The organism is Pseudomonas sp. Hz4 (assembly GCF_054898165.1).
This window is the reverse complement of record NZ_CM142719.1, coordinates 4,876,727-4,900,163: the sequence shown is the minus strand read 5'-3', so window position 1 is coordinate 4,900,163 and position 23,437 is coordinate 4,876,727. Positions and strand designations below refer to the sequence as shown.

Annotated in this window: 22 protein-coding genes; 11 read left to right on the top strand and 11 right to left on the bottom strand. The window is 58.6% G+C overall.

All coding sequences use genetic code 11. From position 1 onward, the window contains the following. Nucleotide 1: 1 nt before the first annotated feature. The 3 genes from ACYZTR_RS22490 to ACYZTR_RS22480 all read right to left on the bottom strand — a co-directional run bounded on the left by ACYZTR_RS22490 (nucleotide 2) and on the right by ACYZTR_RS22480 (nucleotide 4,651). A complete protein-coding gene (locus tag ACYZTR_RS22490; protein WP_461973936.1) occupies nucleotides 2–811 on the bottom strand; it encodes a putative RNA methyltransferase in 810 nt (269 codons plus the stop codon). Next, nucleotides 811–1,962, bottom strand: coding sequence for a succinyl-diaminopimelate desuccinylase (gene dapE / locus ACYZTR_RS22485; protein ID WP_461973934.1), 1,152 nt, complete (start codon nucleotides 1,960–1,962; stop codon nucleotides 811–813). The genes ACYZTR_RS22490 and dapE overlap by 1 nt, the downstream gene beginning before the upstream one ends. Before the next feature lie 97 nt (nucleotides 1,963–2,059). Continuing rightward, on the bottom strand, nucleotides 2,060–4,651 hold the full coding sequence (locus ACYZTR_RS22480) for a glycosyltransferase (RefSeq protein ID WP_461973932.1): 2,592 nt from the start codon (nucleotides 4,649–4,651) through the stop codon (nucleotides 2,060–2,062). A gap of 230 nt (nucleotides 4,652–4,881) precedes the next feature. Between ACYZTR_RS22480 and tcdA the strand changes: the two genes are divergently transcribed. Then, nucleotides 4,882–5,691: a tRNA cyclic N6-threonylcarbamoyladenosine(37) synthase TcdA gene (gene tcdA, locus ACYZTR_RS22475; RefSeq protein WP_449644908.1), complete on the top strand. Its 810-nt coding sequence runs from the start codon at nucleotides 4,882–4,884 to the stop codon at nucleotides 5,689–5,691. Nucleotides 5,692–5,805: 114 nt separating this feature from the next. On the opposite strand, the gene ACYZTR_RS22470 is transcribed toward tcdA, so the two are convergent. The 5 genes from ACYZTR_RS22470 to ACYZTR_RS22450 form a co-directional block, all read right to left on the bottom strand. Continuing rightward, nucleotides 5,806–6,213, bottom strand: coding sequence for a SufE family protein (locus ACYZTR_RS22470; RefSeq protein ID WP_461973930.1), 408 nt, complete (start codon nucleotides 6,211–6,213; stop codon nucleotides 5,806–5,808). Beyond that, entirely contained in the window at nucleotides 6,210–7,415 is a 1,206-nt protein-coding gene (locus ACYZTR_RS22465) for an aminotransferase class V-fold PLP-dependent enzyme (protein ID WP_461973927.1), read from the bottom strand. The genes ACYZTR_RS22470 and ACYZTR_RS22465 overlap by 4 nt, the downstream gene beginning before the upstream one ends. 170 nt (nucleotides 7,416–7,585) lie before the next feature. Further along, nucleotides 7,586–8,620, bottom strand: a complete 1,035-nt coding sequence (gene dapD, locus ACYZTR_RS22460; protein WP_449644911.1) for a 2,3,4,5-tetrahydropyridine-2,6-dicarboxylate N-succinyltransferase — start codon at nucleotides 8,618–8,620, stop codon at nucleotides 7,586–7,588. Between the two features lie 33 nt (nucleotides 8,621–8,653). Beyond that, on the bottom strand, nucleotides 8,654–9,016 hold the full coding sequence (locus ACYZTR_RS22455; RefSeq protein ID WP_461973925.1) for an ArsC family reductase: 363 nt from the start codon (nucleotides 9,014–9,016) through the stop codon (nucleotides 8,654–8,656). A gap of 149 nt (nucleotides 9,017–9,165) precedes the next feature. Continuing rightward, the gene (locus ACYZTR_RS22450) at nucleotides 9,166–10,107 is read right to left on the bottom strand and encodes a LysR family transcriptional regulator (protein ID WP_461973923.1); all 942 of its coding nucleotides are present in this window, start codon (nucleotides 10,105–10,107) and stop codon (nucleotides 9,166–9,168) included. Nucleotides 10,108–10,429: 322 nt separating this feature from the next. Between ACYZTR_RS22450 and ACYZTR_RS22445 the strand changes: the two genes are divergently transcribed. From ACYZTR_RS22445 to ACYZTR_RS22435, 3 genes are read left to right on the top strand one after another with little or no spacing between them, the layout of a single operon-like run. Continuing rightward, nucleotides 10,430–10,765: a hypothetical protein gene (locus tag ACYZTR_RS22445; protein WP_461973921.1), complete on the top strand. Its 336-nt coding sequence runs from the start codon at nucleotides 10,430–10,432 to the stop codon at nucleotides 10,763–10,765. Further along, nucleotides 10,762–11,973, top strand: coding sequence for an MFS transporter (locus ACYZTR_RS22440; protein WP_461973919.1), 1,212 nt, complete (start codon nucleotides 10,762–10,764; stop codon nucleotides 11,971–11,973). Before ACYZTR_RS22445 ends, ACYZTR_RS22440 begins: the two co-directional genes overlap by 4 nt. Nucleotides 11,974–12,010: 37 nt before the next feature. After that, a complete protein-coding gene (locus tag ACYZTR_RS22435; protein ID WP_282376977.1) occupies nucleotides 12,011–12,172 on the top strand; it encodes a hypothetical protein in 162 nt (53 codons plus the stop codon). Nucleotides 12,173–12,200: 28 nt separating this feature from the next. Here the strand turns inward: ACYZTR_RS22435 and dapC are convergent, their stop codons facing one another. From dapC to map, 3 genes are read right to left on the bottom strand one after another with little or no spacing between them, the layout of a single operon-like run. After that, complete coding sequence (gene dapC, locus ACYZTR_RS22430) at nucleotides 12,201–13,400, bottom strand: succinyldiaminopimelate transaminase (RefSeq protein ID WP_461973917.1); 1,200 nt, start codon at nucleotides 13,398–13,400, stop codon at nucleotides 12,201–12,203. 43 nt (nucleotides 13,401–13,443) lie between these two features. Continuing rightward, a complete protein-coding gene (locus tag ACYZTR_RS22425; protein WP_461973915.1) occupies nucleotides 13,444–16,146 on the bottom strand; it encodes a [protein-PII] uridylyltransferase in 2,703 nt (900 codons plus the stop codon). Nucleotides 16,147–16,192: 46 nt separating this feature from the next. Further along, nucleotides 16,193–16,975, bottom strand: coding sequence for a type I methionyl aminopeptidase (map, locus tag ACYZTR_RS22420; RefSeq protein WP_461973913.1), 783 nt, complete (start codon nucleotides 16,973–16,975; stop codon nucleotides 16,193–16,195). A 373-nt stretch (nucleotides 16,976–17,348) separates the two neighbouring features. On the opposite strand from map, the gene rpsB reads away from it, so the two are divergent. The 7 genes from rpsB (at nucleotide 17,349) to ispC (ending at nucleotide 23,411) form a co-directional block, all read left to right on the top strand. Beyond that, the gene (gene rpsB, locus ACYZTR_RS22415) at nucleotides 17,349–18,086 is read left to right on the top strand and encodes a 30S ribosomal protein S2 (protein WP_003219330.1); all 738 of its coding nucleotides are present in this window, start codon (nucleotides 17,349–17,351) and stop codon (nucleotides 18,084–18,086) included. 191 nt (nucleotides 18,087–18,277) lie between these two features. Beyond that, the gene (gene tsf / locus ACYZTR_RS22410; protein WP_282376972.1) at nucleotides 18,278–19,141 is read left to right on the top strand and encodes a translation elongation factor Ts; all 864 of its coding nucleotides are present in this window, start codon (nucleotides 18,278–18,280) and stop codon (nucleotides 19,139–19,141) included. Nucleotides 19,142–19,351: 210 nt separating this feature from the next. Further along, complete coding sequence (gene pyrH / locus ACYZTR_RS22405; protein ID WP_003172271.1) at nucleotides 19,352–20,095, top strand: UMP kinase; 744 nt, start codon at nucleotides 19,352–19,354, stop codon at nucleotides 20,093–20,095. After that, entirely contained in the window at nucleotides 20,092–20,649 is a 558-nt protein-coding gene (gene frr / locus ACYZTR_RS22400) for a ribosome recycling factor (protein WP_461973910.1), read from the top strand. The genes pyrH and frr overlap by 4 nt, the downstream gene beginning before the upstream one ends. Nucleotides 20,650–20,662: 13 nt before the next feature. Continuing rightward, nucleotides 20,663–21,418: a polyprenyl diphosphate synthase gene (gene uppS, locus ACYZTR_RS22395; RefSeq protein ID WP_461973908.1), complete on the top strand. Its 756-nt coding sequence runs from the start codon at nucleotides 20,663–20,665 to the stop codon at nucleotides 21,416–21,418. After that, a complete protein-coding gene (locus ACYZTR_RS22390; RefSeq protein ID WP_461973906.1) occupies nucleotides 21,418–22,224 on the top strand; it encodes a phosphatidate cytidylyltransferase in 807 nt (268 codons plus the stop codon). The genes uppS and ACYZTR_RS22390 overlap by 1 nt, the downstream gene beginning before the upstream one ends. Beyond that, nucleotides 22,221–23,411, top strand: a complete 1,191-nt coding sequence (gene ispC / locus ACYZTR_RS22385; protein WP_461973904.1) for a 1-deoxy-D-xylulose-5-phosphate reductoisomerase — start codon at nucleotides 22,221–22,223, stop codon at nucleotides 23,409–23,411. Before ACYZTR_RS22390 ends, ispC begins: the two co-directional genes overlap by 4 nt. Nucleotides 23,412–23,437 lie beyond the last annotated feature (26 nt).

The following is a 23,437-nucleotide window of genomic DNA, read 5'->3' as shown; positions in this document are numbered from 1 at the left end:
ATTATTGAAGTACGAAATAATCGTAGCGCATCGATACAGTGACCTCGAACGGCTCTACCTGTTCGATGACCGCCGCCCGGCGTTCAGCACTGGCGCGCCAGCCGTGTGGCGTCATGGCCAGCAGGTTGGCGCGATCCTGACCCTTTTCCAGCGTCAGTTTGAATTCCAGGGTTTCACTGTGTTGCAGCGTCATGCCTTCCGGCACCAGAGCCAGGTGCTTGTCGTCGGTGTACTCACGCACTTCGTCGTACAGCCGCTCGCGCAATTCCATCAGATGGCCGCTGGTCGGCCCGACTTTCATCAGACCGCCGCCGGGGCTGAGCAGGCGTTTGGCTTCCTCCCAGTCCAGCGGGCTGAAGACGCTGGCGAGAAACTGGCAGCTGCCCGAGGCCAACGGCACCCGCGCCATGCTGGCGATCAACCAGGTCAGTTGCGGGTTGCGTTTGCAGGCGCGTTTGACGGCTTCCCGGGAAATATCCAGCGCGTAACCGTCGGCGTTCGGCACGGCATCGGCGATTTGCGCGGTGTAGTAACCCTCGCCACAACCGATGTCCAGCCAGCGCTGGGGTGCGTATTGCGCAGCCAGTTCGGCCAGACGCTTGGCCACCGGTGCGTAATGACCAGCGTTCAGAAAATCTCGCCGGGCTTCGACCATCGCCAGGTTATCCCCAGGGTCGCGGCTGTTTTTGTGCTGCACCGGCAGCAGGTTCAGGTAACCCTGACGAGCGCGGTCGAAACGATGCCCAGCGGGGCAGGCCACGCCGTTGTCCACCGCGTTCAGCGGTTCGCTGCAGATCGGGCAGGCGAGCATCAGGCGAGCAACTTGATCAGGGTCTGGTAGTAGATTTCGGTCAGCACATCGAGGTCGGCGGCCAGCACACGCTCGTTGACCTGGTGGATCGTCGCGTTGACCGGGCCCAGTTCAACCACCTGAGTGCCCATGGTCGCGATGAAGCGCCCGTCGGAGGTGCCACCGCTGGTGGAGGCTTTGGTTTCGCGACCAGTGATGTCCTTGATGCTCGACGCGACGGCATCCAGCAACGCGCCCGGCTCGGTCAGGAACGGCAGGCCGGACAGCGCCCAGTCGATGTGCCAGTCCAGGCCATGTTTGTCGAGGATGTCGGCAACGCGCTTTTGCAGGCCTTCGACGGTGGATTCAGTGGAGAAGCGGAAGTTGAATACTGCCACCAAATCACCCGGAATCACATTGGTCGCACCGGTGCCGGAATTCACGTTGGAAATCTGGAAGCTGGTCGGCGGGAAGAAGTCGTTGCCGTGGTCCCAATGCTCGGCGGCCAGCTCAGCCAGCGCCGGGGCGGTGAGGTGGATCGGGTTCTTCGCCAGGTGCGGATACGCCACGTGACCCTGCACACCGCGCACGGTCAGCTTGGCGCCGAGGGAACCGCGACGGCCGTTCTTCACCACATCACCCACCAACGTGGTGCTCGACGGTTCGCCGACGATGCACCAGTCCAGGCGTTCCTTACGAGCGGCAAGGCGTTCAACCACAGCCTTGGTGCCGTGGTGCGCCGGGCCTTCTTCGTCGCTGGTGATCAGGAAAGCGACCTTGCCCTTGTGGTCCGGGTAGTCGGTGACGAAACGCTCGGCCGCCACGGTCATGGACGCGAGGCTGCCTTTCATGTCCGCCGCACCACGGCCGCAGAGCATGCCGTGTTCGTCGATCACCGCGTTGAACGGGTCGATCTGCCAGGCGGTCACCGGGCCGGTCGGCACCACGTCGGTGTGGCCGGCGAAGCACAGCACCGGACCGTCGTGTTTGCCGTGGATCGCCCAGAAGTTATCCACATCTTCGATACGCATGGGCTCAAGCGCAAAACCGGCATCGCCCAGGCGCTGCATCATCTGCTTCTGGCAATCGGCGTCGACCGGCGTCACGGACGGACGGCGGATCAGGTCGATGGCGAGTTGAAGGGTCGGCGAAAGGTCGGCGTGGGCCGTCATGGGGAACTCCGAAAGCTGGGGGTAAGGCGCGCAAAATGGCGGTTATCTTAAAGCAAAACGGCGGCCACTGGCCGCCGTTTAGTACATCTGTCGCGATTTAGACCGCTGGCAGAGTCTCGGCCTCGGCTGCCGGTTTTGGCAGAGAAGACAAGAACGCCATGATCAGCGCCGCCAGGTATGGCAGCGACTGCACCAGCAACATGGTCACCCAGAAACGCATGTCGTTGCTCGGCATGCCGTTCACCAGGTATATCCCCAGCGCCGCGCCCCACAACAGCAGCATGATGAACACTTCTTCGCGAGCCTCCGAAATCGCCACCCAGAAGCCGTGATTATCGGCGTTCTTCGGTGTACGGAAAAACGGAATGCTGCTGGTGAAGAAGCCGTACAGCACCGCTTTGGCGATGGTGTGCGACAACGCCAACCCGGCCAAAGCCGCGCAGAAAGCGTCCTTCAGGTTGACCCCCACCGCACGACGGTAGAGGAAGATGATCTTGCCAACCTTGAACACGAACAGCGCCAGCGGCGGGATCGCGAAAATCAACAACGGCGGATCGACCCGCTGCGGCACGATGATCATCGCCGCCGACCACAATAGGGCGCCGACGGTGAAGAAGATGTTCATGCCGTCCGCCACCCACGGCAACCAGCCCGCGAGGAAGTGATATCGCTGGCCACGGGTCAGCTCGGTACCCTTGCCGCGCAACAGGCTGGTGGTGTGACGCTTGATGATCTGAATCGCGCCATAGGCCCAGCGGAAGCGCTGTTTCTTAAAGTCGATAAAGGTATCGGGCATCAGGCCTTTGCCGTAGCTGGTGTGGTAATACGCCGCCGACAGACCTTTTTCGAACACGCGCAGACCCAACTCGGCGTCTTCACAGATGCACCAGTCAGCCCAGCCGAGTTCCTCGAGCACCGAACGCCGGGTCATGGTCATGGTGCCGTGCTGGATGATTGCGTCACGGTCGTTACGGGTAACCATGCCGATGTGGAAGAAGCCTTTGTATTCCGCGTAGCAGAGCTTCTTGAAGGTGCTTTCGTTCTGGTCGCGGTAATCCTGTGGCGACTGCACCACGGCGATTTTCGGATCGGCGAAGTGCGGCACCATGTGCTTGAGCCAGTTTGGGTCGACGCAGTAGTCCGAGTCGATGACCGCAATCACTTCGGCATCCTTGGCGGTGTGCGGAATCAGGTAATTCAGCGCGCCGCCCTTGAAACCAGCCAACGGCGCAACGTGGAAGAACTTGAAGCGCGGGCCCAGGATTTTGCAATAATCGCGCACAGGTTCCCAGACCGCCGGGTCCTTGGTGTTGTTGTCGATGATCAGAACTTCGAAGTCCGGATAGTCGAGGTTGGCCAAGGCATTGAGGGTCTGTTTGACCATCTCCGGCGGCTCGTTGTAGCAAGGTACGTGAATCGAGACTTTCGGTCGGTAGTCCGAATCGCCCACCACCGGCAGGAATTCACGCCGGCGTTTGTGGGTCCAGACCGCCTCAGCCAATTCGTGGGCCTCGGTCAGCAGCACGATAAACACCCCGAGCGCGCCGAGGGCAAGGAGGAAGCCCACCGTCAGGCTGAACCAGGTGCTGTATTGGAGGCTGTAGTCGTAACCGATCCACACCAGCACCGAACCGCAAAGGAACGCGATGAAGGTCAGGAAGGTACGGCCGCGTTGACGCAGGGCCGAACCGTCGATCATCAGCAAGGTCAGGGAGAGCAGGGCCAACACCACCGAACCGACGGCGAGCACGCGCCATTGCGGAATGGCGACGACCGGGCCTTCGAAGTTGAATTTCTGCTGACGAGCGGCGTTGAACACGCCCCAATAGGCGCCTACCGAGCCTTCGTCGCTGGCTTTCCAGGGTTGGTCAAACGCTTCGATCACGAAGTAGTTGAAACCCTGGCGGTTGAGCTTGTTGACCAGTGTGCGCAGGTAAATCGCCTGGTCTGCCGGCGACGCATCGGCACCGCCGCGCATGCGACCGTTGCTTGGCCAGCCGACTTCCGACAGCAGCAGCGGTTTTTTCGGGAACATCTTTTTCAGGTCGCGGGCGCGGTCGAGTACGAACTGCCCGGACTGCTCCATCGGCACATGTTCCCAGTACGGCAAGACGTGAGCGGCGATCAGGTCGACGTGCTTGGCCAGGCTCGGGTTTTCTTCCCAGACGTGCCATTGCTCGGAGGTGGTCACCGGCACTTTCACTGCCGCGCGGACGCGATCCAGAATAATGCTGAGCTCCGCGGCGGTAATTTCCTTACGGAAGATCGCCTCGTTACCCACCACCACGCGAACCACGCTGCGGGAGGTATTGGCCAGGTCGATGGCGCGCAGGATTTCACGCTCGTTGCGCACAAGATCCGGGCTGATCCAGATACCCAGCGTCACGCGCAAACCGAACTCTTCGGCGAGCTTGGGAATATCGCCCAACGTGCCGTCGACCGAATAAGTACGGATGTTGTCCGTCAGCTTGCTCATGATCTCCAGATCGCGACGCATTTCATCGTCGGTCGGATACTGTTCTTTTTGTGGGTACTGGCCTTGCTGGAACGGCGAGTACGAAAAGCCGGAGATTTGTTCAGGCCAGTTCGGGGCGGTGACCGGGCGATTGATCAGCGCCCAGAAGCCGGTAAACAAGGCAGCGATGGCGAGCACCACGACCAGGTTGAGTCCAAATTTACGCGATGACATAGCTATTTCAGGTTCCAGGGGCTGCAGAACGAAGGAACGGTCGGCGGCTGGTTGCCAAGAGGCCGGGGGCGCGCATCCTACACCGTGCTTTCACTTACCGTACAGCAGGCAGGGAAAAGCTTGACGTTGGGCAATCCGGTTTCATTAAAGTTCTTTCACTTTGTCGCGTGTAACTTAGAACTTGTGGCTGCGTAGCCCTATAATGCGCGCCGGTTTTTGGGGTAATGGTCATGAGTACAGAAGATCCGCGGTTTGCAGGCATCGCCCGTTTGTATGGCATCGACGGCCTGGAGCGCCTGCGCGCGGCCCACGTGGCGATCGTCGGCGTTGGTGGCGTCGGTTCCTGGGCGGCGGAAGCCGTTGCCCGGTGTGGTGTGGGCGAGATTTCGCTGTTTGACCTGGACGACGTCTGTGTCAGCAACGCCAACCGTCAACTGCATGCGCTCGACAGCACCGTCGGCAAACCCAAGGTCGACGTGATGGCCGAGCGCCTGCGCGGGATCAACCCGGACTGCACGGTGCACGCCGTGGCGGATTTCGTGACCCGCGAGACCATGGCCGAGTACATCACGCCGAACATCGACTGCGTGATCGACTGCATCGACAGTGTGAATGCCAAGGCTGCACTGATCGCCTGGTGCAAGCGCCGCAAGATCCAGATCATCACCACCGGCGGTGCGGGCGGGCAGATTGATCCGACGCTGATTCAGGTCTGCGACTTGAACCGGACATTCAATGATCCACTGGCCTCGAAAGTGCGCTCCACATTGCGCCGCGACTACAACTTCTCCCGTACCGTGACCCGTCATTACAGCGTGCCGTGTGTGTTTTCCACCGAACAACTGCGCTATCCGAAACCGGATGGCAGCATTTGCTTGCAGAAGAGTTTTGTCGGTGATGGTGTGAAGCTTGACTGTGCTGGAGGGTTTGGTGCGGTGATGATGGTGACGGCGACATTTGGCATGGTCGCGGCGACCAAGGCTGTGGATAAGATCGTTGCCGGCGTGCGGCGGCCGGCTGATAGGGTCAAACCTGTCTGAGCGGTGATCGTTCCCACGCTCTGCGTGGGAATGCAGCCTGGGACGCTCCGCGTCCCTTCAAAAGCCGAACGCGGAGCGTCCGTGGAGGCATTCCCACGCAGAGCGTGGGAACGATCAGTCGGCGGCGAGTTCACGCATTCGCTGTAATACGGCATTCAGGCCATTACTGCGCGACGGCGACAACTGCCGGCTCAATCCAAGCTGATTAAACCACTCCGGCAAATCCACCTGCTGCAACTCGACAGCCGATAACCCGTTAACCCGCGCCAGCAACAGCGCCACCAACCCGCGAATCAACCGCGCATCACTGCTCGCGGCAAACTGCCAGTGGCCTTCCTGCAACTCGCCCACCAACCACACCTGACTTTCGCAGCCATGTACACGGTTGGCGTCGACCTTATCCACATCGCTCAACACCGGCAGTCGGTCGCCCCACTGCATCAACAGACGCGCCCGCTGTTCCCAGCCAGCGGCATTCTGAAAGGTTTCCAGCGCCGTAGCGGCATCGGCGGGCAAGCTCATCGCAGCAACTCCAACGCCTGATCCAGCGCTTCAAAGAATCGCTCCAGGTCTTCGGAATCGTTGTACAGCGCCAACGACACCCGAATCGCCCCGGCCAGCTCAAAACGCTTGAGCAACGGCATAGCGCAATGATGACCGGCGCGCACCGCGATCCCCTGTTCCGTCAGCAAGTGCGCCAAATCAGAGTTATGCACACCCTCGACGACAAAACTGGCCAGCGCCAGCTGCGGCTTGCCCAGCAACCGAATGCCGTTGCGCGCTTCAAGGCCTTTGAGCAGATAGTCATGCAGCGCTGCTTCATGGGCAATCACGGCGTCCTGATTGAGCCCCGCCAGATAATCCAGGGTCGCGCCCAGACCGATCACACTGGCGATCGGCGGCGTTCCTGCCTCGAACCCCAGTGGCGCTGGGCGAAAGCGAGCGCTGTGGTAATCCGCGTCCAGCACCATTTCACCGCCGAATTGCCAATGACTCAGTTGCTCAAGCGCTTCATTGCGCCCGAACAGTACGCCCAGACCCTCGGGGCCATAGAGCTTGTGGCTGGAAAACACATAAAAATCGCAACCCAGCGCCTGCACGTCATGCCGACCATGGACCACGCCTTGAGCGCCATCGACCACGGTCAGCGCGTTGTGCGCCTGGGCCATCGCCAACAGCGCGGGCAACGGCTGCCAGGCACCGAGGACGTTGGACAGCTGACTGACCGCCAGCAAACGGGTTTGCGGACCGATCAACTGCGCGGCGGCATCAAGGTCGATCAAACCGTCGGCATCCAGCGGCAGGATCACCAGCTTCAGCTCGCAACGGAGGGCAAGCTGCTGCCACGGCAACAGATTGGCGTGATGCTCCAGGGCGCTGATGACAATTTCATCGCCCGGATTGAAAAGATGTTCCAGGCCATAAGCCAGGAGGTTCAGCGCAGACGTTGTGCCATGGGTAAAGATGATCTGCCCGCAATCGCCGGCATTGAGCCAATGGGCGACTTTGCTGCGGCTGGCCTCGAACGCCTGGGTGGCGTGGGCGCCGGGCAAATGTTGCGCCCGATGCACGTTGGCCGCGCCGTTGGCGTAGTAATGCGCCAAGGCATCCAGCAGGGCTTGAGGTTTTTGCGTGGTGGCGGCGTTGTCCAGATACGTCTGGTCTTGCCGTTGCAATGCGGCGATGGCCGGAAAATCGGCGCGCCAGGGGGAGGCAATCATCATGCTATCGGGCCCTGTTAAACATGGGCGGGTGTACGCCTGACCTTCCCTGTAGGAGCGAAGCTTGCTCGCGAAGCTTTTGGCGTCAGTGATGGCGCCTTCGCGGGCAAGTCGGGTCGCCGCATCGCTCGCTCCTACAAGTGCAGGGCACAGGTGATCGTTTGAGTCGCTGCTTAGTTGTGAGCGTGCAGCGCTTCGTTCAGTTCGATGGCCGATTTGTGGGTTTTGCATTCCACGGCGCCGGTCTCCGAATTGCGACGGAACAACAGGTCAGGTTGACCGGCCAGTTCACGGGCCTTCACGACTTTGACCAGCTTGTTGTGCTCGTCCAGCAGCGCCACTTTGGTACCAGCGGTCACGTACAGGCCCGATTCAACGGTGTTGCGGTCACCCAGCGGGATACCGATACCGGCGTTGGCGCCGATCAGGCAGCCTTCGCCGACCTTGATCACGATGTTGCCGCCGCCCGACAGGGTGCCCATGGTCGAACAACCGCCGCCCAGGTCCGAACCCTTGCCGACGAACACGCCAGCCGACACGCGACCTTCGATCATGCCCGGGCCTTCGGTGCCGGCGTTGAAGTTGACGAAACCTTCGTGCATCACGGTGGTGCCTTCGCCGACGTAAGCGCCCAGACGGATACGTGCCGCGTCCGCGATACGCACGCCGGCCGGAACCACGTAGTCGGTCATTTTCGGGAACTTGTCCACCGAGAACACTTCCAGAAGCTCGCCGCGCAGACGGGCTTCGAGTTGATGCTCGGCCAGTTCGGCCAGGTCGATCGCGCCCTGGCTGGTCCACGCCACGTTCGGCAGCAGAGGGAACACGCCGGCCAGGTTCAGGCCATGCGGCTTGACCAGGCGATGGGACAGCAGGTGCAGCTTCAGGTAAGCCTCGGGGGTGGAGGTCAACTGAGCGTCTTCGGCCAGAAGGGTCGCGACCAGCGGCTTGTGGCTCTCGGCCAGACGAGTCAGCAATGCAGCCTGGGCAGCGTCGACGCTTTTCAGGGCTTCGGCCAGTTGCGAAGCTTGAGCGGTGCTGAACGCGATGGCCTGATTGCCTTCGGTGTAGCCCAGAACAGGTGCGATGGCTGCGACCAGTTCGGCCGACGGGTTGAGCAGTGGCTGCGCGTAAAACACTTCCAGCCATGCGCCTTGACGGTTTTGAGTGCCGACACCAAAGGCCAGGCTGAACAGAGTAGTGGACATGTTGATACCTCTAACAAAATGGAACGGGCTGCCTTACTTGAGCGCTGCCGCGTAGATATCTGGCTTGAAGCCAATCAGGGTTCGTTCACCGAGATCAAGCACCGGGCGCTTGATCATCGAGGGTTGTGCGAGCATCAGTTCAATGGCTTTCGGCTGGTCGAGATCGGCTTTGCGTTCGTCGTCGAGCTTGCGAAAGGTCGTGCCTGCACGGTTCAACACCACTTGCCAGCCGTGCTCGTCGCACCATTGGGTCAGGTGTTCACGGTCGATTCCGACCGCCTTGTAATCATAAAAGTCATAGCTGACAGCGTGTTCATCGAGCCAGGTGCGCGCCTTTTTCATGGTGTCGCAGGCTTTGATGCCGAAAAGGTGCAACGTTTTGCTTGAAACGGTCAAGGAATTGCCCCCTTTGCAGGTGCTGGAAATTAAAGGTGACGGATTATGCCATGACCGGACGGTTTCGCGTCGGTCGTAGTCGGGTTTGTCCGTTGGTCATGGCGCTCAGGCGTTGGCCTGCGACATTGGTGTAACTACTGCCCAAAGCGTCACGGTCGCCCAGGACTACCCGATATACCTCCCGTCGGCGTCAAGCTGGCAGCAAGCACCTCTAGCAAAGCACTGACCTTGGGAAGCGCTTGACGACTTTTCATCCAGGCGAGATTGATCGCCATTCCCTCGGTTGCTAGATGGGGAAGCACTTCCACCAATGTCCCCTCTTCCAGCTCTCGCTTAATCAACCACGACGGCAACTGCGCGATACCGCTGCCCGCTGCTACCGCCATCAACAAACCCTCGCCATTGCCCACCACGAACTGAGCGGGTACCTGCCTGCGTTTCGTTGCGTAGGGGTGGTCTCCTGCGAAGTTCCACGGGGTCACGTTTCCGTCCACCCAGCCATACGCGATGCACTGGTGATGCTCCAGATCACGATCAGTCAGGGGGATGCCATGCTTGGCCAAATACGCGGGCGATGCACAGAAGGTATGCCATTCACTGGTCAGGTAACGATGCCCCACTGTATCGGGCCAGACATCCGAACCACCTATGCGTATAACAACGTCCACACCTTGCTGGAAAGGGTCGATCAATCCGTCCGAGAAGGAAATGTGCGGTATCAGCAACGGATGATCCTGAACAAACCGCAGGATGATTGGAAGTACTTGCGCACGACCGAAAGCACCTGGAAGGTCAATTCGAATCCTGCCACACGGCTCGGTATTTTCGGCCTGTAGCGAAAGCTCGGCCTCTTCGAGGTCTGCAAGCACACTGGTGCATGTGCGATAGAAAGCAATCCCCGCATCGGTCAGCGACAAGCGTCGTGTCGTGCGATGGAACAGCCGAGTCCCCAACCTGCTCTCCAGCCGAGCAATGCTTTTACTGATTGCAGAGCCCGTCAAATTCATTTTCTCGGCGGCGGCCTTGAAGCTGCCGGATTCCGAGACGCAGACAAACACATCGATACCTTTCAAGCGTTCGGAGGAAAACATAGACATCCTGTATTCATGAATTCAGTTCCACCAATCTGGTAAAAACCATCATAAATCAGAACGCCATTCCACAGTAAGCTTGGTACTCGAGCATCAGTCAGCGATACGCTATTAGCAAACTCCATATAAATGACCTATTGAACGATGAGGCAAGGATGCTGACGACGTTAAGTTCGAGATGCACGAGGCAATACCTGGACAATTCAGATTTCAAATCCGAGTTGTTGCTTAGCAAGTCTAAGGATGTGGACATCGAATACTGCGTCAACACCGTGAGTGTCGACGGTCTGCACTATGTCAGCGAAGCCCTGGGCATAACCAGTTGAGTCTTTGGATTGACTCGCTGATTAACCCGCAAGCGTTTCTCGAATACCGGCAGCGGCCAAGAAACAAACTCTACTTTCAATCCAGTTGTGTGTTCCTGATCGCTCGCCAAGCTGGGCCGATCAAGCGTACGCCGGACATTACGCCCTGGAAGGCGATCCCTGGCGTGCACAGTATAAAAATCCAGGATGAAGGGATCCTCAAGGAAACTATCTCCCTGGAAAACTGCCCCGGCCACGTTTTCATTCTGAACAACGACCGTGTAGCCATTCAGACCAGTATTCAGTTGCTGCGTGAGCACGAGCCATACGTCTACAAGGAAATGCTGGAATGAAGGATGTCTCGGGGGGGCTGGCGATTCAAGGCGGGGCCAAGGTCTATGAGAGACCTGTGATTTTGCTGCTGTTGGCGACCTTTATATTGACCATTGCACGGGCACTGGCTTTGCCCTATCTGGTCGTGTACTTCTCCCAGGCCTTCGGTCTGGGAGTAGCGGATATTGGTCTCGCGGTTGGCGGGTCGCTGATCGTCAGTTCGATTCTTGGCGTATATGGCGGCTTCTTGGTGGACAGGTTTTCCAATTATCGGATCATGCTCGGCGCAGCCACGGTGTTCGCACTGGCCTTCGCGTTGGCCTTTCAAGTAACCAGCCTGGTGCCGTTCATCATTGCTATCGTGGTGGTGAACCTGTCCTATGCGGTGATCGATATCGCAGTGAAATCTGGAATAGGTTTCCTGGTGGCGCCGGACAAGAGGGGAGGCGTGTTCTCTATCAAGTACACGCTGACCAACGTCGGTTACGCCATCGGCCCTTTTCTCGGCATGCTGCTCGCGAAAATCAGCCCCAGTCTGCCCTTTGCGGCGGCGGCCTTGATCGGGGTTGCCTTTGTAGTGCTGTATGGGGTGTTGGGTGGGCAGATCCCCCGCCCGGCGGGCGTTGAGCGTTCGGGTAACGGTTTTGCCAGTGTGCTGGTCCATTTGTTGAGTAACTACCGGTTGGTCTGCTTTACGATTGGGGGAATTCTCAGTGCAGTCGTGTTCGGGCAGTTCACTGCCTATCTGTCGCAATACCTGATCGTGACGAGTGACCCGGAAAACACCTATCGCATTATCAACTACCTGGTGACCACCAACGCCTGTGTGGTCATCAGTCTTCAATACCTGATCGGCTCTCGGATTAACCAGAACAACCTGTTCCGCATGTTGATGTTGGGGATGTTGTTCTTTGTGGTTGGACTCATGGGCTTTTGCTATGCACAGATGCATGCCGTCTGGATAGTAGCCATGATTGTTTTTACCGTGGGCGAAATCATCATTATTCCAGCGGAATACCTATTTATTGATTTCATTGCACCGGAGGACATGCGAGGCGTTTATTACGGGGCTCAGAACTTGTCCAATCTTGGAGCTGCGCTCGGACCCATATTGTGTGGTGTCGCGCTATCGTTATATGCACCTCACGTAATGTTCTATGTTTTGTCTTTGTGCATTGTATTGGCGAGTGTTTTCTACTTTATGGGTCACGGCGCAGAGGTTGATTGATGATTCATCTTAATACCGCGGGTTCGGGCCTTGTGCCTTGCCGTTGATGCTGCGTGGTCATGAGAAAAGCCCGGACGACAAGCGTCGCAATGAAGTGCGTGACGCCTGGCGCAAACCGGCGAAGCGGCTATTCATGCGCTCTGGAGAAGAATTTAATACGGCCAAGCTTTTGAGCGAAAAACATCTCGCGAATGCTTGACCGTGAACAGAGTATCTACAGGTCCGCGTTAATTGCGGCGCTGTATGAATGCGCGAATTCGCTCTGCGGCTTCAACACATTCGGCCAGCGGCGCAACCAGCGCCATGCGTACTCGACCGGCACCCGGGTTGGCACCGTCGACGGCACGGGACAAATAAGATCCTGGCACCACCGTCACATGCTCTTCGACAAACAGGTCGCGGCAAAACGCTTCATCATCACCGCCAATGCTCGGCCATAAGTAGAAACCACCGTCAGGGCGCTGCACGTCCATCACCGGGCTGAGGATTTCCAGCACCGCATCGTATTTTTCGCGATACAACGCACGGTTGGCGCGCACGTGCACTTCGTCATTCCACGCAGCAACGCTGGCCAGTTGAGTCTGAACCGGCATCGCGCAGCCGTGGTAGGTGCGATACAGCAGGAAGCCTTTGAGAATGTCCGCATCACCGGCGACGAAGCCTGAACGCAGGCCCGGCAGGTTGGAGCGCTTGGACAGGCTGTGGAACACCACGCAACGCTTGAAGTCTTTGCGGCCCAGTTCCACGCAGGCGCTGAGCAAGCCGGCAGGCGGGGTTTGTTCGTCGAAGTACAGTTCGCTGTAGCACTCGTCGGCGGCGATCACGAAGTCGTATTGGTCGGCCAGGGCGATCAGCTTCTTCAGGGTTTCAACCGGGATCAAGGCGCCGGTCGGGTTGCCCGGCGAGCACAGGAACAGGATCTGGCAGCGTTTCCAGATGTCTGGCGAAACCGCATCGAAATCCGGGTTGAAGCCGTTTTCATCCAGGCACGGCAGGTAATGCGGCTTGGCCCCGGCAAGGAATGCCGCGCCTTCGTAGATCTGATAGAACGGGTTCGGGCTGACCACCAGGGCGTCGTCGCCACGGTTGACCACGGTCTGGGTAAAGGCGAATAGCGCTTCACGGGTGCCGTTGACCGGCAGCACATGACGCGCCGGGTCGAGCCAGCCCTTCGGAACGCTGAAACGACGTTCGCACCACGCAGCGATGGCTTCACGCAGGGCTGGGATGCCGAGGGTGGTCGGGTACACGGCCATCTGATCCAGATTGCTGGCCAAGGCTTCGGCGACAAAGCTTGGCGAACGGTGTTTCGGCTCGCCGATGGACAGGGCGATGGCGCGTTTGTTCGGGTTTGGCGTGACGCTGCCGAGCAGGGCGCGAAGTTTCTCGAACGGGTAGGGCTGCAATTGGGTCAGAGCGTTGTTCATCGGTACGGGGTCTCGTTCAAAGCGGCTGAATCCTGGCGCGCGGCTAGATGCTGAGGTGCGACAGTTTGATATCGGGTTCGTGGCTGACGCTGAGCTGTTTGACGATCGCATCCTGCAAGCGGCTGCACAGCAGCGGGTCGGACAGCGGCTGATTGTGCGCGTCGGTAATAAAAAACACGTCTTCCACGCGTTCGCCGAGGGTCGCGATCTTGGCGTTTTGCAGCGACAAGTCGAACTCCAGGAAAATCGTGCCGATTCGCGCCAACAGGCCGGGGCGATCCGGGGCGCTGAGCTCCAGCACTGTTACCGGGCGTTGGGCGTCGTTGTGGATCGTCACCTGTGGCGCAAACGCGAAATGCTTGAGCTGGCGCGGCACCCGACGCTGGATGATCGTCGGGTAATCGTCCGGGTTGCGTAGGGCATCGGTCAGGCCTTCGCGGATTTGCTTGACCCGTGCCGGGTTGTCGCCAATCGAGTCGCCGTCGGTGTCGAGCACGATGTAGGTGTCGAGGGTGAACTGGCTGCTGGAGGTGATGACCCGGGCGTCGTGAATGTTCAGGTTGAGCTGGTCCATCGCGGCCACGGTCACGGCGAAGAAGTCGTGCTGGTCCGGCGCGTAGATGAAGATCTGCGTTCCGCCTTCGAATTCGCGCTGAGTAGTTTCCTTGATCAGTACCAGCGGCCCGCCGTCGGCCGGCTGCTGGAGAATCGCGTCACTGTGCCAGGCCACGTCGCCGGCAGTGTGGCGCAGGAAGTAGTCATCGCCCAATTGCGCCCACAGCTGCTCGACGTCATCCGGATCGGTACCGCCGCGCACCAGAATGTCCAGTGCGGCGCTCTGGGTCTGGCGAATCTGCTCTTCGCGGTCCACCGGGTTTTCCAGGCCGCGGCGCAAGGCTCGCTTGGTCTCGGTGTAGAGCTGGCGCAACAGACTGGCGCGCCAGGAATTCCACAGCGTCGGGTTGGTGGCGTTGATGTCAGCGACGGTCAGCACGTACAGATAATCGAGGTGGGTTTCGTCGCCGACGATCTGCGCGAAATCGTGGATGACCTGCGGGTCGGACAAATCCTTGCGCTGGGCGGTGGTCGACATCACCAAATGGTTCTGCACCAGCCAGACGATCAGGCGGCTGTCCCACACCGGCAACTGATGGCGCTGGCAAAAGGCTTCGGCATCCACCGCACCAATTTCCGAGTGATCGCCGTGCCGGCCCTTGCCGATGTCGTGGTACAGGCCGGCCAGGTAGATCAGCTCGGGTTTGGGCAGTTTGCCCATGAGCTTGCTGGCCAGCGGGAATTTTTCCGACACCTGGGTGTACTGCAACTTACGCAAGTGTTTGATCAGGTTCAGGGTGTGAGCATCGACCGTATAGATGTGAAACAGATCGTGCTGCATCTGCCCGACAATAAAGCCGAACTCGGGCAAGTAGCGCCCGAGGATGCCGTAACGATTCATCCGTCGCAGGTTGCGGTGGATGCCGATCTTGCACTTGAACAGCTCGATAAACAGGCTGGTATTGCGGATGTCGTTGCGGAAGTCGTCATCGATCAGGTGGCGATTTTCTCGCAGCAGACGAATGGTGTCGGCGCGCACGCCTTTGATTTCCGGCTGCTGGGCCATCAGTACGAAGATTTCCAGCATGGCGAACGGTGTGCGGCGGAACACGTTGTCGTTGCGTGCCTCGATGTAACCGTCGTGCAGCTGGAATCGCGAGTTGATCGGCTGCGGCGGCGCTTCGTCTTCCGGCGCGAGGATGACTTCCTCGAAGTGCTGGATGATCAGGTCGCTGAGCTGGGCAATGCTCATGACGACCCGGTAATACTGCTGCATGAAGTTTTCGATGGCTTGCTTGGCGTCATCGCCTTTGAAACCCAGCAGCCCGGCAATGGTGCGCTGGTGATCAAACAACAAGCGGTCTTCGGAACGGCCGGCGAGCATGTGCAGGGCGTATCGAACCTTCCACAGGAATTCCTGGGAGGAGGCCAGCAGGGCGTTTTCGCTCTCGACCAGGAAACCTTCGCCGGCCAGGGCCCGCAGGTTCAGGGTGCCGTATTCACGACGGGCCACCCACAGAATCGTCTGAATATCCCGTAGGCCGCCAGGCGAGCCTTTGACGTTGGGTTCCAGGTTGTATTCGGTGTCGTTGTACTTATGGTGACGAGCCTTCTGCTCGGCGCGTTTGGCCAGGAAGAAGTCCTTGCTCGGCCACATGTGCGCGGTGCTGGTGACGTCGAGCATACGTTGGCGCAGGCGCTCGGGGCCGCAGATGGTGCGGCTTTCCATCAGGTTAGTGACTACCGTCAGGTCGGCGCGGGCCTCCTGGACGCATTCGTCCACCGAGCGAACGCTCTGGCCCACTTCAAGGCCGATGTCCCACAACAGCGTCAGAAAACGCTCGATGGAATCTCGGAAAACTTCGTGATCGGCGCTGTCCAGCAGGATCAGTAAATCGATATCGGAATAAGGGTGCAACTCGCCGCGACCGTAGCCGCCGACCGCGACCAGCGCGATGTCGGCGTCTTCGCTCCAATTGAATTGCTCCCAGGCCTTTTGCAGGATGTTATCGACGAACCAGGCACGATCCTCGATCAACCGGCGAATGTCGCGGCCGCTGCGAAAGCGCCCGTCGAGCACCTCGCGGGCCTGGCGAATCGCTTTCTTGAAGGCCGCGATCGGGCTTGCCTTCAGGGCCAGTTCCGCCTGGAACTGACCACGGTCGAAGAGTTCGGGATCCACCTGCGGCATCGATTGGCTTTCCTGTTTATAAGGCTGAGGAGCTGCGCGGTTCGAATCAGGCCGAAACGCGGGGGATGGTGTCATCGGCGCGCAGGGTGAAGATCTCGTAACCGGTGTCGGTCACCAGCAGGGTGTGCTCCCACTGTGCCGACAGCTTGCGGTCCTTGGTGATCGCGGTCCAGCCGTCGCCCAAGACCTTAGTATCGGCCTTGCCCTGGTTGATCATCGGCTCGATGGTGAACGTCATGCCGGCTTTCAGTTCCATGCCGGTGCCGGCGCGTCCGTAGTGCAGGATCTGCGGCTCTTCGTGGAACACCTTGCCGATGCCGTGACCGCAGAATTCGCGAACCACGGAAAAGCCGTTCTTTTCAGCGTGCTTCTGAATGACTTCACCGATGTCGCCCAAGCGGCAGCCGGGTTTGACGATTTCGATGGCCTTGTACATGCATTCCTGGGTGATCTGCGACAAGCGCTCGGCCCAGACCGGCACGGTGCCGACATGGAACATGCGGCTGGTGTCGCCGTGGTAGCCGTCCTTGATGACGGTGACGTCGATGTTCAGCGTATCGCCATCCTTCAATGGCTTCTCGTTCGGAATGCCGTGGCAGACCACGTGATTGATCGAGGTGCAGATCGACTTCGGAAAGCCCTTGTAGTTGAGCGGGGCAGGGATGGCTTTCTGCTCGTTGACAATGTAGTCGTGGCAGAGGCGGTCCAGTTCTTCAGTGGTGATGCCCGGCTTGACATGTTCGGCAATCATTTCCAGCACATCGGCGGCCAGTTTGCCGGCGATACGCATTTTTGCGATGTCCTCGGGGGTTTTGAGGGTGACGGTCATACAGGCTCTCTCTGCGCTCGATGGCGCTTTCTAAAACGAAATGGGCGTTTCGCGATCGATCTTCACGGCCCTGAAAAACGCGATTCTAACAGACGAGCAGCGCAAATCTGAGCCTCTGTGCATCGCTTCTCCTTATAGAATGGCGCATTCTTGGAGGATTCCAAGGGGCGGAACCAAGGCGCGCGCCAGGATTTAACATTCCGGGTTCCGTTTTTTTCAGCCTTGTGATATAAAATGCGCCGCTTTCCGGGGATCCCCTGAAAAGCCTAAATCCACACACGTGTCGACACGATGACCTGGGTGCCTTCAGCTGATGCTGCTGGTTGGTCATTGGGATACGTGGAGGCCAAACCCGACTTATTAAGGAACTATCATGTCCCAAGTCAACATGCGCGATATGCTGAAGGCCGGTGTGCACTTCGGTCACCAGACCCGTTACTGGAACCCGAAAATGGGTAAATACATTTTCGGCGCGCGTAACAAGATCCACATCATCAACCTTGAAAAAACCCTGCCAATGTTCAACGAAGCTCTGACTTTCGTAGAGCGTCTGGCCCAGGGCAAAAACAAGATTCTGTTCGTCGGCACCAAGCGTTCCGCTGGCAAGATCGTTGCTGAAGAAGCAGCACGTTGCGGTTCGCCGTACGTCGATCACCGCTGGTTGGGCGGCATGCTGACCAACTTCAAAACCATCCGTGCTTCCATCAAGCGTCTGCGTGACCTTGAAGTGCAAGCCGAAGACGGTACTTTCGCCAAGCTGACCAAGAAAGAAGCGCTGATGCGCACTCGTGATCTTGAGAAGCTCGATCGTTCCCTGGGTGGTATCAAGGACATGGGCGGTCTGCCAGACGCACTGTTCGTTATCGACGTTGATCACGAGCGCATCGCGATCACCGAAGCCAACAAGCTGGGCATCCCGGTTATCGGCGTAGTCGATACCAACAGCAGCCCGGAAGGCGTTGACTACATCATCCCAGGCAACGATGACGCAATCCGCGCTATCCAGTTGTACATGGGTTCGATGGCTGACGCTGTAATCCGCGGTCGCAACCACGTTGCTGGTGGCACCGAGCAGTTCGTTGAAGAAGCTCCGGTAGCAGCCGCTGAGTAATTGACGCCTTGGCGTTAACTCAGTAAGCAAAAAGGGGGCTTGGCCCCCTTTTTGCCACCTCGAAAACCGTTTGTCGGCGGCGCAGTTACAGCTTTGTAGCCTGCAGCAGCCAGCAAGGGTGGTTCGGGAAGAATTGATCGCCCGTTCGATCGGGTGGAATGGTTGAAAACCTATCCAAGAGGAATTTTGAAATGGCAGAGATTACTGCAGCGTTGGTCAAAGAACTGCGTGAGCGTACTGGCGAAGGCATGATGGACTGCAAAAAGGCCTTGACTAAGGCTGGCGGCGACATCGAGAAAGCCATTGATGACATGCGTGCTTCCGGCGCCATCAAAGCTGCCAAGAAAGCTGGCAACGTTGCCGCTGAAGGCGCGATCAGCATTAAAGAAGACGGCAAAGCTGCTGTCATCATTGAAGTTAACTCGCAAACCGACTTCCTGGCTCTGCAAGACGACTTCAAAGCTTTTGTTGCTGCCAGCGTAGAAAAAGCCTTCGCCGACAAACTGACCGACGCAGCTCCGCTGATCGCCGCTCAAGAGCCGGCTCGCGAAACACTGGTTGGTAAAGTAGGCGAGAACGTCAACATTCGCCGCTTGGCTCGTATCGAAGGCGACGTTGTAGGTTCTTACCTGCACGGCAACAAGATCGGCGTTGTTGTAGCCCTCAAAGGCGGCGACGTTGAACTGGCCAAAGACATCGCGATGCACGTAGCTGCCAGCAACCCTGAGTTCCTGCTGCCGTCGCAAGTTTCTGCTGAAGCCATCGAACGCGAAAAAGCTGTGTTCATGAGCCTCAATGAAGACAAGATCAAAGGCAAGCCAGCCGAAATCGTTGAAAAAATGGTTGCCGGTCGTATCAGCAAGTTCCTGGCTGAAGCCAGCCTGGTTAATCAGCAGTTCGTCAAGAACCCTGAAGTGACCGTTGGCGATCTGGCCAAGAAAGGCGGCGCTGAAATCGTTTCCTTCACCCGTTTCCAAGTGGGCGAAGGGATCGAGAAGCCAGTAGACAACTTCGCTGAAGAAGTTGCTGCTCAGCTGGCTGCCAGCAAGAAGTAAGACGGTTTTTTAACTGTCGCCCTGAAGAGGCTGCCCGCTCACGCGCGCAGCCTCTTTTCAGATGGGGCACCAATTTTTAATTGGTTTCCTTTTGGAACTGGCTTACAAAGCCATGTTCCGATGGCGCTGAAGCAGTGCCAAGCTAGAGTGAACGCCAGCTGTAAACAGCTCGCAAAGATTTTTTAAAATACGCCGCAGGAGAGATTCGCAATGGCTCAGCAGGGCAGTGGTTATCAGGCTCGCTATAAACGCATTCTACTCAAGCTTAGCGGCGAGGCCCTCATGGGCTCGGAAGAGTTCGGGATCGATCCGAAAGTTCTGGATCGCATGGCGCTGGAAGTCGGTCAATTGGTCGGCATCGGTGTACAGGTCGGTCTGGTGATCGGTGGCGGTAATCTGTTCCGCGGTGCGGCACTGAGCGCGGCCGGCATGGATCGGGTCACTGGCGACCATATGGGCATGCTGGCCACTGTGATGAACGCCCTGGCCATGCGCGATGCGCTGGAACGTGCCAATATCTCGGCCATCGTGATGTCGGCCATTTCCATGGTTGGCGTGACCGATCACTATGATCGCCGCAAAGCCATGCGCCACTTGAACGCCAAGGAAGTCGTGATTTTCGCGGCCGGTACTGGCAATCCGTTCTTCACCACGGATTCGGCAGCGTGTCTGCGTGCAATCGAAATCGATGCCGATGTCGTGCTCAAGGCGACCAAGGTCGATGGCGTTTACACTGCTGACCCATTCAAAGACCCGCATGCCGAGAAGTTCGATCATCTGACTTACGATGAAGTGCTGGATCGCAAGCTGGGCGTGATGGACCTGACCGCCATTTGCCTGTGTCGCGACCACAAGATGCCGTTGCGCGTATTTAACATGAACAAGCCCGGCGCCCTGCTGAACATCGTGCATGGTGGCGCTGAAGGGACCCTGATCGAGGAAGGCCAACAATGATCAACGAAATCAAGAAAGACGCTCAAGAGCGCATGAAAAAATCTGTGGAGTCGCTGGCGCACAACTTCAGCCGTATTCGTACTGGCCAAGCGCATCCAAGCATTCTTGAAGGCGTGATGGTGCCGTATTACGGTTCCGACACTCCGATCAAGCAGGTGGCGAACATCACCGTCAAAGACGCTCGTACCCTGCAAGTCGTTGCCTTTGAGCGCAACATGCTGGGTGCCGTCGACAAAGCCATCGGTAGCGCGGGTCTGAACCTCAACCCGACCAACCTGGGTGAGCTGTTACTGATCTCCATGCCGGCCCTGACCGAAGAAACCCGCAAGGGTTTCACCAAGCAGGCTCGCGATGTCGCTGAAGATGCCCGTGTTGCGGTGCGCAACATCCGTCGCGATGCCAACAGCTCGCTGAAGGATCTGGTCAAGGAAAAAGAAATCAGCGAAGACGAAGAGCGTCGTGCCACTGGCGAGATCGACGATTTGACCAAGAAGTACGTGGCTGAAATCGACGCGAATTTGGCGCAGAAAGAAAAAGACCTGATGGCCGTATAAGGGTCGCGTTTTAATGGATAAGACCAAGCAGACTGCGCCGTTCGCGGTGCCGCGCCATGTCGCGATCATCATGGATGGTAATAATCGCTGGGCGAAAAAGCGCTTTATGCCGGGTGTCGCCGGTCATAAAGCGGGTGTGGATGCAGTTCGTGCGGTGATCGAGGTGTGTGCCGAGGCCAAGGTCGAAGTATTGACCCTGTTCGCCTTCTCCAGCGAGAACTGGCAGCGCCCGGCTGACGAGGTCAGTGCCTTGATGGATCTGTTCTTCAAGGCATTGCGCCGCGAAGCCAAGCGCCTGAACGAAAACAACATCAGTTTGCGCATCATTGGCGACCGTTCGCGATTTCATCCAGAGCTTCAAGTTGCCATGCGTGAAGCTGAGGCAATGACGGCGGGCGCCAATCGCTTCGTTCTGCAGATCGCCGCCAACTACGGCGGTCAGTGGGACATCGCGCAGGCGGCGCAGCGTCTGGCGCGGGAAGTTCAGGCCGGGCACCTGCGTCCGGAGGACATCACCCCGGAATTGTTGCAAACCTGTCTGTCGACCGGCGATTTGCCATTGCCGGACTTGTGCATTCGTACCGGCGGGGAGCACCGCATCAGCAACTTCCTGCTGTGGCAACTGGCTTACGCCGAGTTGTACTTCTCCGACCTGTTCTGGCCGGACTTCAAACACGATGCCATGCGTAATGCGCTGGCCGATTTTGCTTCTCGCCAGCGCCGCTTCGGTAAAACGAGCGAGCAGGTCGAGGCTGGGGCCCGGGTTTAATGCTTAAACAACGAATCATCACCGCGCTGATCCTGCTACCGATTGCCCTGTGCGGTTTTTTCCTGCTCGAGGGCACCGGTTTTGCGCTGTTCATCGGACTGATCGTGACCCTCGGTGCATGGGAGTGGGCTCGCCTGGCGGGCTTCACTGAGCAGCCGCTGCGCGTTGCCTATGCGGCAATGGTCGCGTTGATGCTGTTTTTCATGCATATCCTGCCTGGGCTCGCGCCTTGGGTGTTAGGTGCTTCAGTGCTTTGGTGGGGTGTCGCAACCTACCTGGTGCTGACTTATCCGCGCACCAGCGAACATTGGGCCAGCGCTGCCTGCAAGCTGGTGATCGGTCTGCTGATCCTGTTGCCGGCCTGGCAAGGTCTGATTCAGATCAAACAGGAACCGTTGGGTAACTGGCTGATCATGGCGGTGATGGTGTTGGTCTGGGGCGCGGATATCGGTGCCTATTTTTCCGGTCGGGCCTTTGGCAAGCGCAAGTTGGCGCCGCAGGTCAGTCCCGGCAAAAGCTGGGAGGGTGTCTACGGCGGCCTGGCGCTGAGTCTGGTTATCACTGTCGTTGTCGGTCTGGTCCGCGACTGGACGGTGGCTCAGCTATTTAAAGGCCTGATAGGTGCTGCCATCATTGTGTTCATCTCGGTGGTAGGTGATCTCACTGAAAGCATGTTCAAACGTCAGTCCGGGATCAAGGACAGCAGCAATCTGCTGCCGGGTCACGGCGGCGTGCTGGACCGTATCGACAGCCTGACGGCAGCGATTCCGGTGTTTGCCGTGCTGCTGTGGATGGCGGCACCGTGAGCCGCCCACAGCAGATTACTGTTCTGGGGGCGACCGGCTCGATTGGTCTGAGCACTCTCGATGTCATCGCTCGTCATCCTGAGCGTTATCAGGTTTTCGCCTTGAGCGGTTTCACTCGTCTGAACGAGCTGCTGGCGCTGTGCGTTCGCCATACGCCGCGATTTGCCGTGGTGCCTGAGGCGGGTGCTGCCCGAGGCTTGCAGGATGACCTTCGCGCCGCAGGTCTGCCGACTCGCGTGCTGGTGGGTGAGGAGGGGTTGTGTCAGGTTGCCTCCGATCCTGAGGTCGATGCGGTCATGGCCGCCATCGTTGGCGCGGCGGGCTTGCGACCGACCCTGGCGGCGGTCGAGGCGGGCAAGAAAATCCTCCTGGCCAACAAAGAAGCACTGGTGATGTCCGGTGCGCTGTTCATGCAGGCAGTGCGCAAGAGTGGTTCGGTGTTGCTGCCGATTGACAGCGAGCACAACGCAATTTTCCAGTGCATGCCACAGGATTTCGCTCGTGGGCTGGGTGCAATCGGGGTCCGTCGGATTTTACTCACAGCCTCTGGCGGTCCGTTCCGACAGACACCTATGGCTGAACTGGTGCATGTTTCCCCTGAGCAGGCGTGTGCCCATCCGAATTGGTCCATGGGGCGCAAGATTTCGGTGGATTCGGCCAGCATGATGAACAAGGGGCTTGAGCTAATCGAAGCTTGCTGGCTGTTTGACGCCAAGCCGTCCCAGGTCGAAGTGGTCATTCATCCTCAAAGCGTGATTCATTCGCTGGTCGATTACATCGACGGTTCGGTATTGGCCCAGTTAGGTAACCCTGACATGCGCACGCCGATCGCCAACGCGCTGGCCTGGCCGGAGCGAATCGACTCGGGTGTTGCGCCGCTGGACCTGTTTGCAATTGCGCGGCTGGACTTCCAGACGCCTGATGAAGAGCGATTCCCGTGTCTGCGCCTTGCGCGTCAGGCAGCCGAATCCGGCAATAGTGCGCCGGCCATGCTTAATGCGGCGAATGAAGTGGCTGTCGCGGCCTTTCTCGACGGGCGGGTTCGCTACCCGGAAATCGCGAGTATCATCGAAGAAGTCTTGAATCTTGAGCCTGTCGTTATGGTTGATGATCTCGAGGCAGTGTTCACGGCCGACGCGAAAGCGCGAGTTCTGGCCGAACAATGGTTGAGCCGTCACGGGCGGTAGGTGCTGCAATACGTTGGCCCATGCAG

Bases quoted from the DNA above. Each gene is read 5' to 3' on its own strand.
- ACYZTR_RS22490 (WP_461973936.1), bottom strand. From the start codon at position 811: ATGCTCGCCTGCCCGATCTGCAGCGAACCGCTGAACGCGGTGGACAAC.
- dapE (WP_461973934.1), bottom strand. From the start codon at position 1,962: ATGACGGCCCACGCCGACCTTTCGCCGACCCTTCAACTCGCCATCGAC.
- ACYZTR_RS22480 (WP_461973932.1), bottom strand. From the start codon at position 4,651: ATGTCATCGCGTAAATTTGGACTCAACCTGGTCGTGGTGCTCGCCATC.
- tcdA (WP_449644908.1), top strand. From the start codon at position 4,882: ATGAGTACAGAAGATCCGCGGTTTGCAGGCATCGCCCGTTTGTATGGC.
- ACYZTR_RS22470 (WP_461973930.1), bottom strand. From the start codon at position 6,213: ATGAGCTTGCCCGCCGATGCCGCTACGGCGCTGGAAACCTTTCAGAAT.
- ACYZTR_RS22465 (WP_461973927.1), bottom strand. From the start codon at position 7,415: ATGATGATTGCCTCCCCCTGGCGCGCCGATTTTCCGGCCATCGCCGCA.
- dapD (WP_449644911.1), bottom strand. From the start codon at position 8,620: ATGTCCACTACTCTGTTCAGCCTGGCCTTTGGTGTCGGCACTCAAAAC.
- ACYZTR_RS22450 (WP_461973923.1), bottom strand. From the start codon at position 10,107: ATGTTTTCCTCCGAACGCTTGAAAGGTATCGATGTGTTTGTCTGCGTC.
- ACYZTR_RS22440 (WP_461973919.1), top strand. From the start codon at position 10,762: ATGAAGGATGTCTCGGGGGGGCTGGCGATTCAAGGCGGGGCCAAGGTC.
- dapC (WP_461973917.1), bottom strand. From the start codon at position 13,400: ATGAACAACGCTCTGACCCAATTGCAGCCCTACCCGTTCGAGAAACTT.
- ACYZTR_RS22425 (WP_461973915.1), bottom strand. From the start codon at position 16,146: ATGCCGCAGGTGGATCCCGAACTCTTCGACCGTGGTCAGTTCCAGGCG.
- map (WP_461973913.1), bottom strand. From the start codon at position 16,975: ATGACCGTCACCCTCAAAACCCCCGAGGACATCGCAAAAATGCGTATC.
- rpsB (WP_003219330.1), top strand. From the start codon at position 17,349: ATGTCCCAAGTCAACATGCGCGATATGCTGAAGGCCGGTGTGCACTTC.
- tsf (WP_282376972.1), top strand. From the start codon at position 18,278: ATGGCAGAGATTACTGCAGCGTTGGTCAAAGAACTGCGTGAGCGTACT.
- pyrH (WP_003172271.1), top strand. From the start codon at position 19,352: ATGGCTCAGCAGGGCAGTGGTTATCAGGCTCGCTATAAACGCATTCTA.
- frr (WP_461973910.1), top strand. From the start codon at position 20,092: ATGATCAACGAAATCAAGAAAGACGCTCAAGAGCGCATGAAAAAATCT.
- uppS (WP_461973908.1), top strand. From the start codon at position 20,663: ATGGATAAGACCAAGCAGACTGCGCCGTTCGCGGTGCCGCGCCATGTC.
- ACYZTR_RS22390 (WP_461973906.1), top strand. From the start codon at position 21,418: ATGCTTAAACAACGAATCATCACCGCGCTGATCCTGCTACCGATTGCC.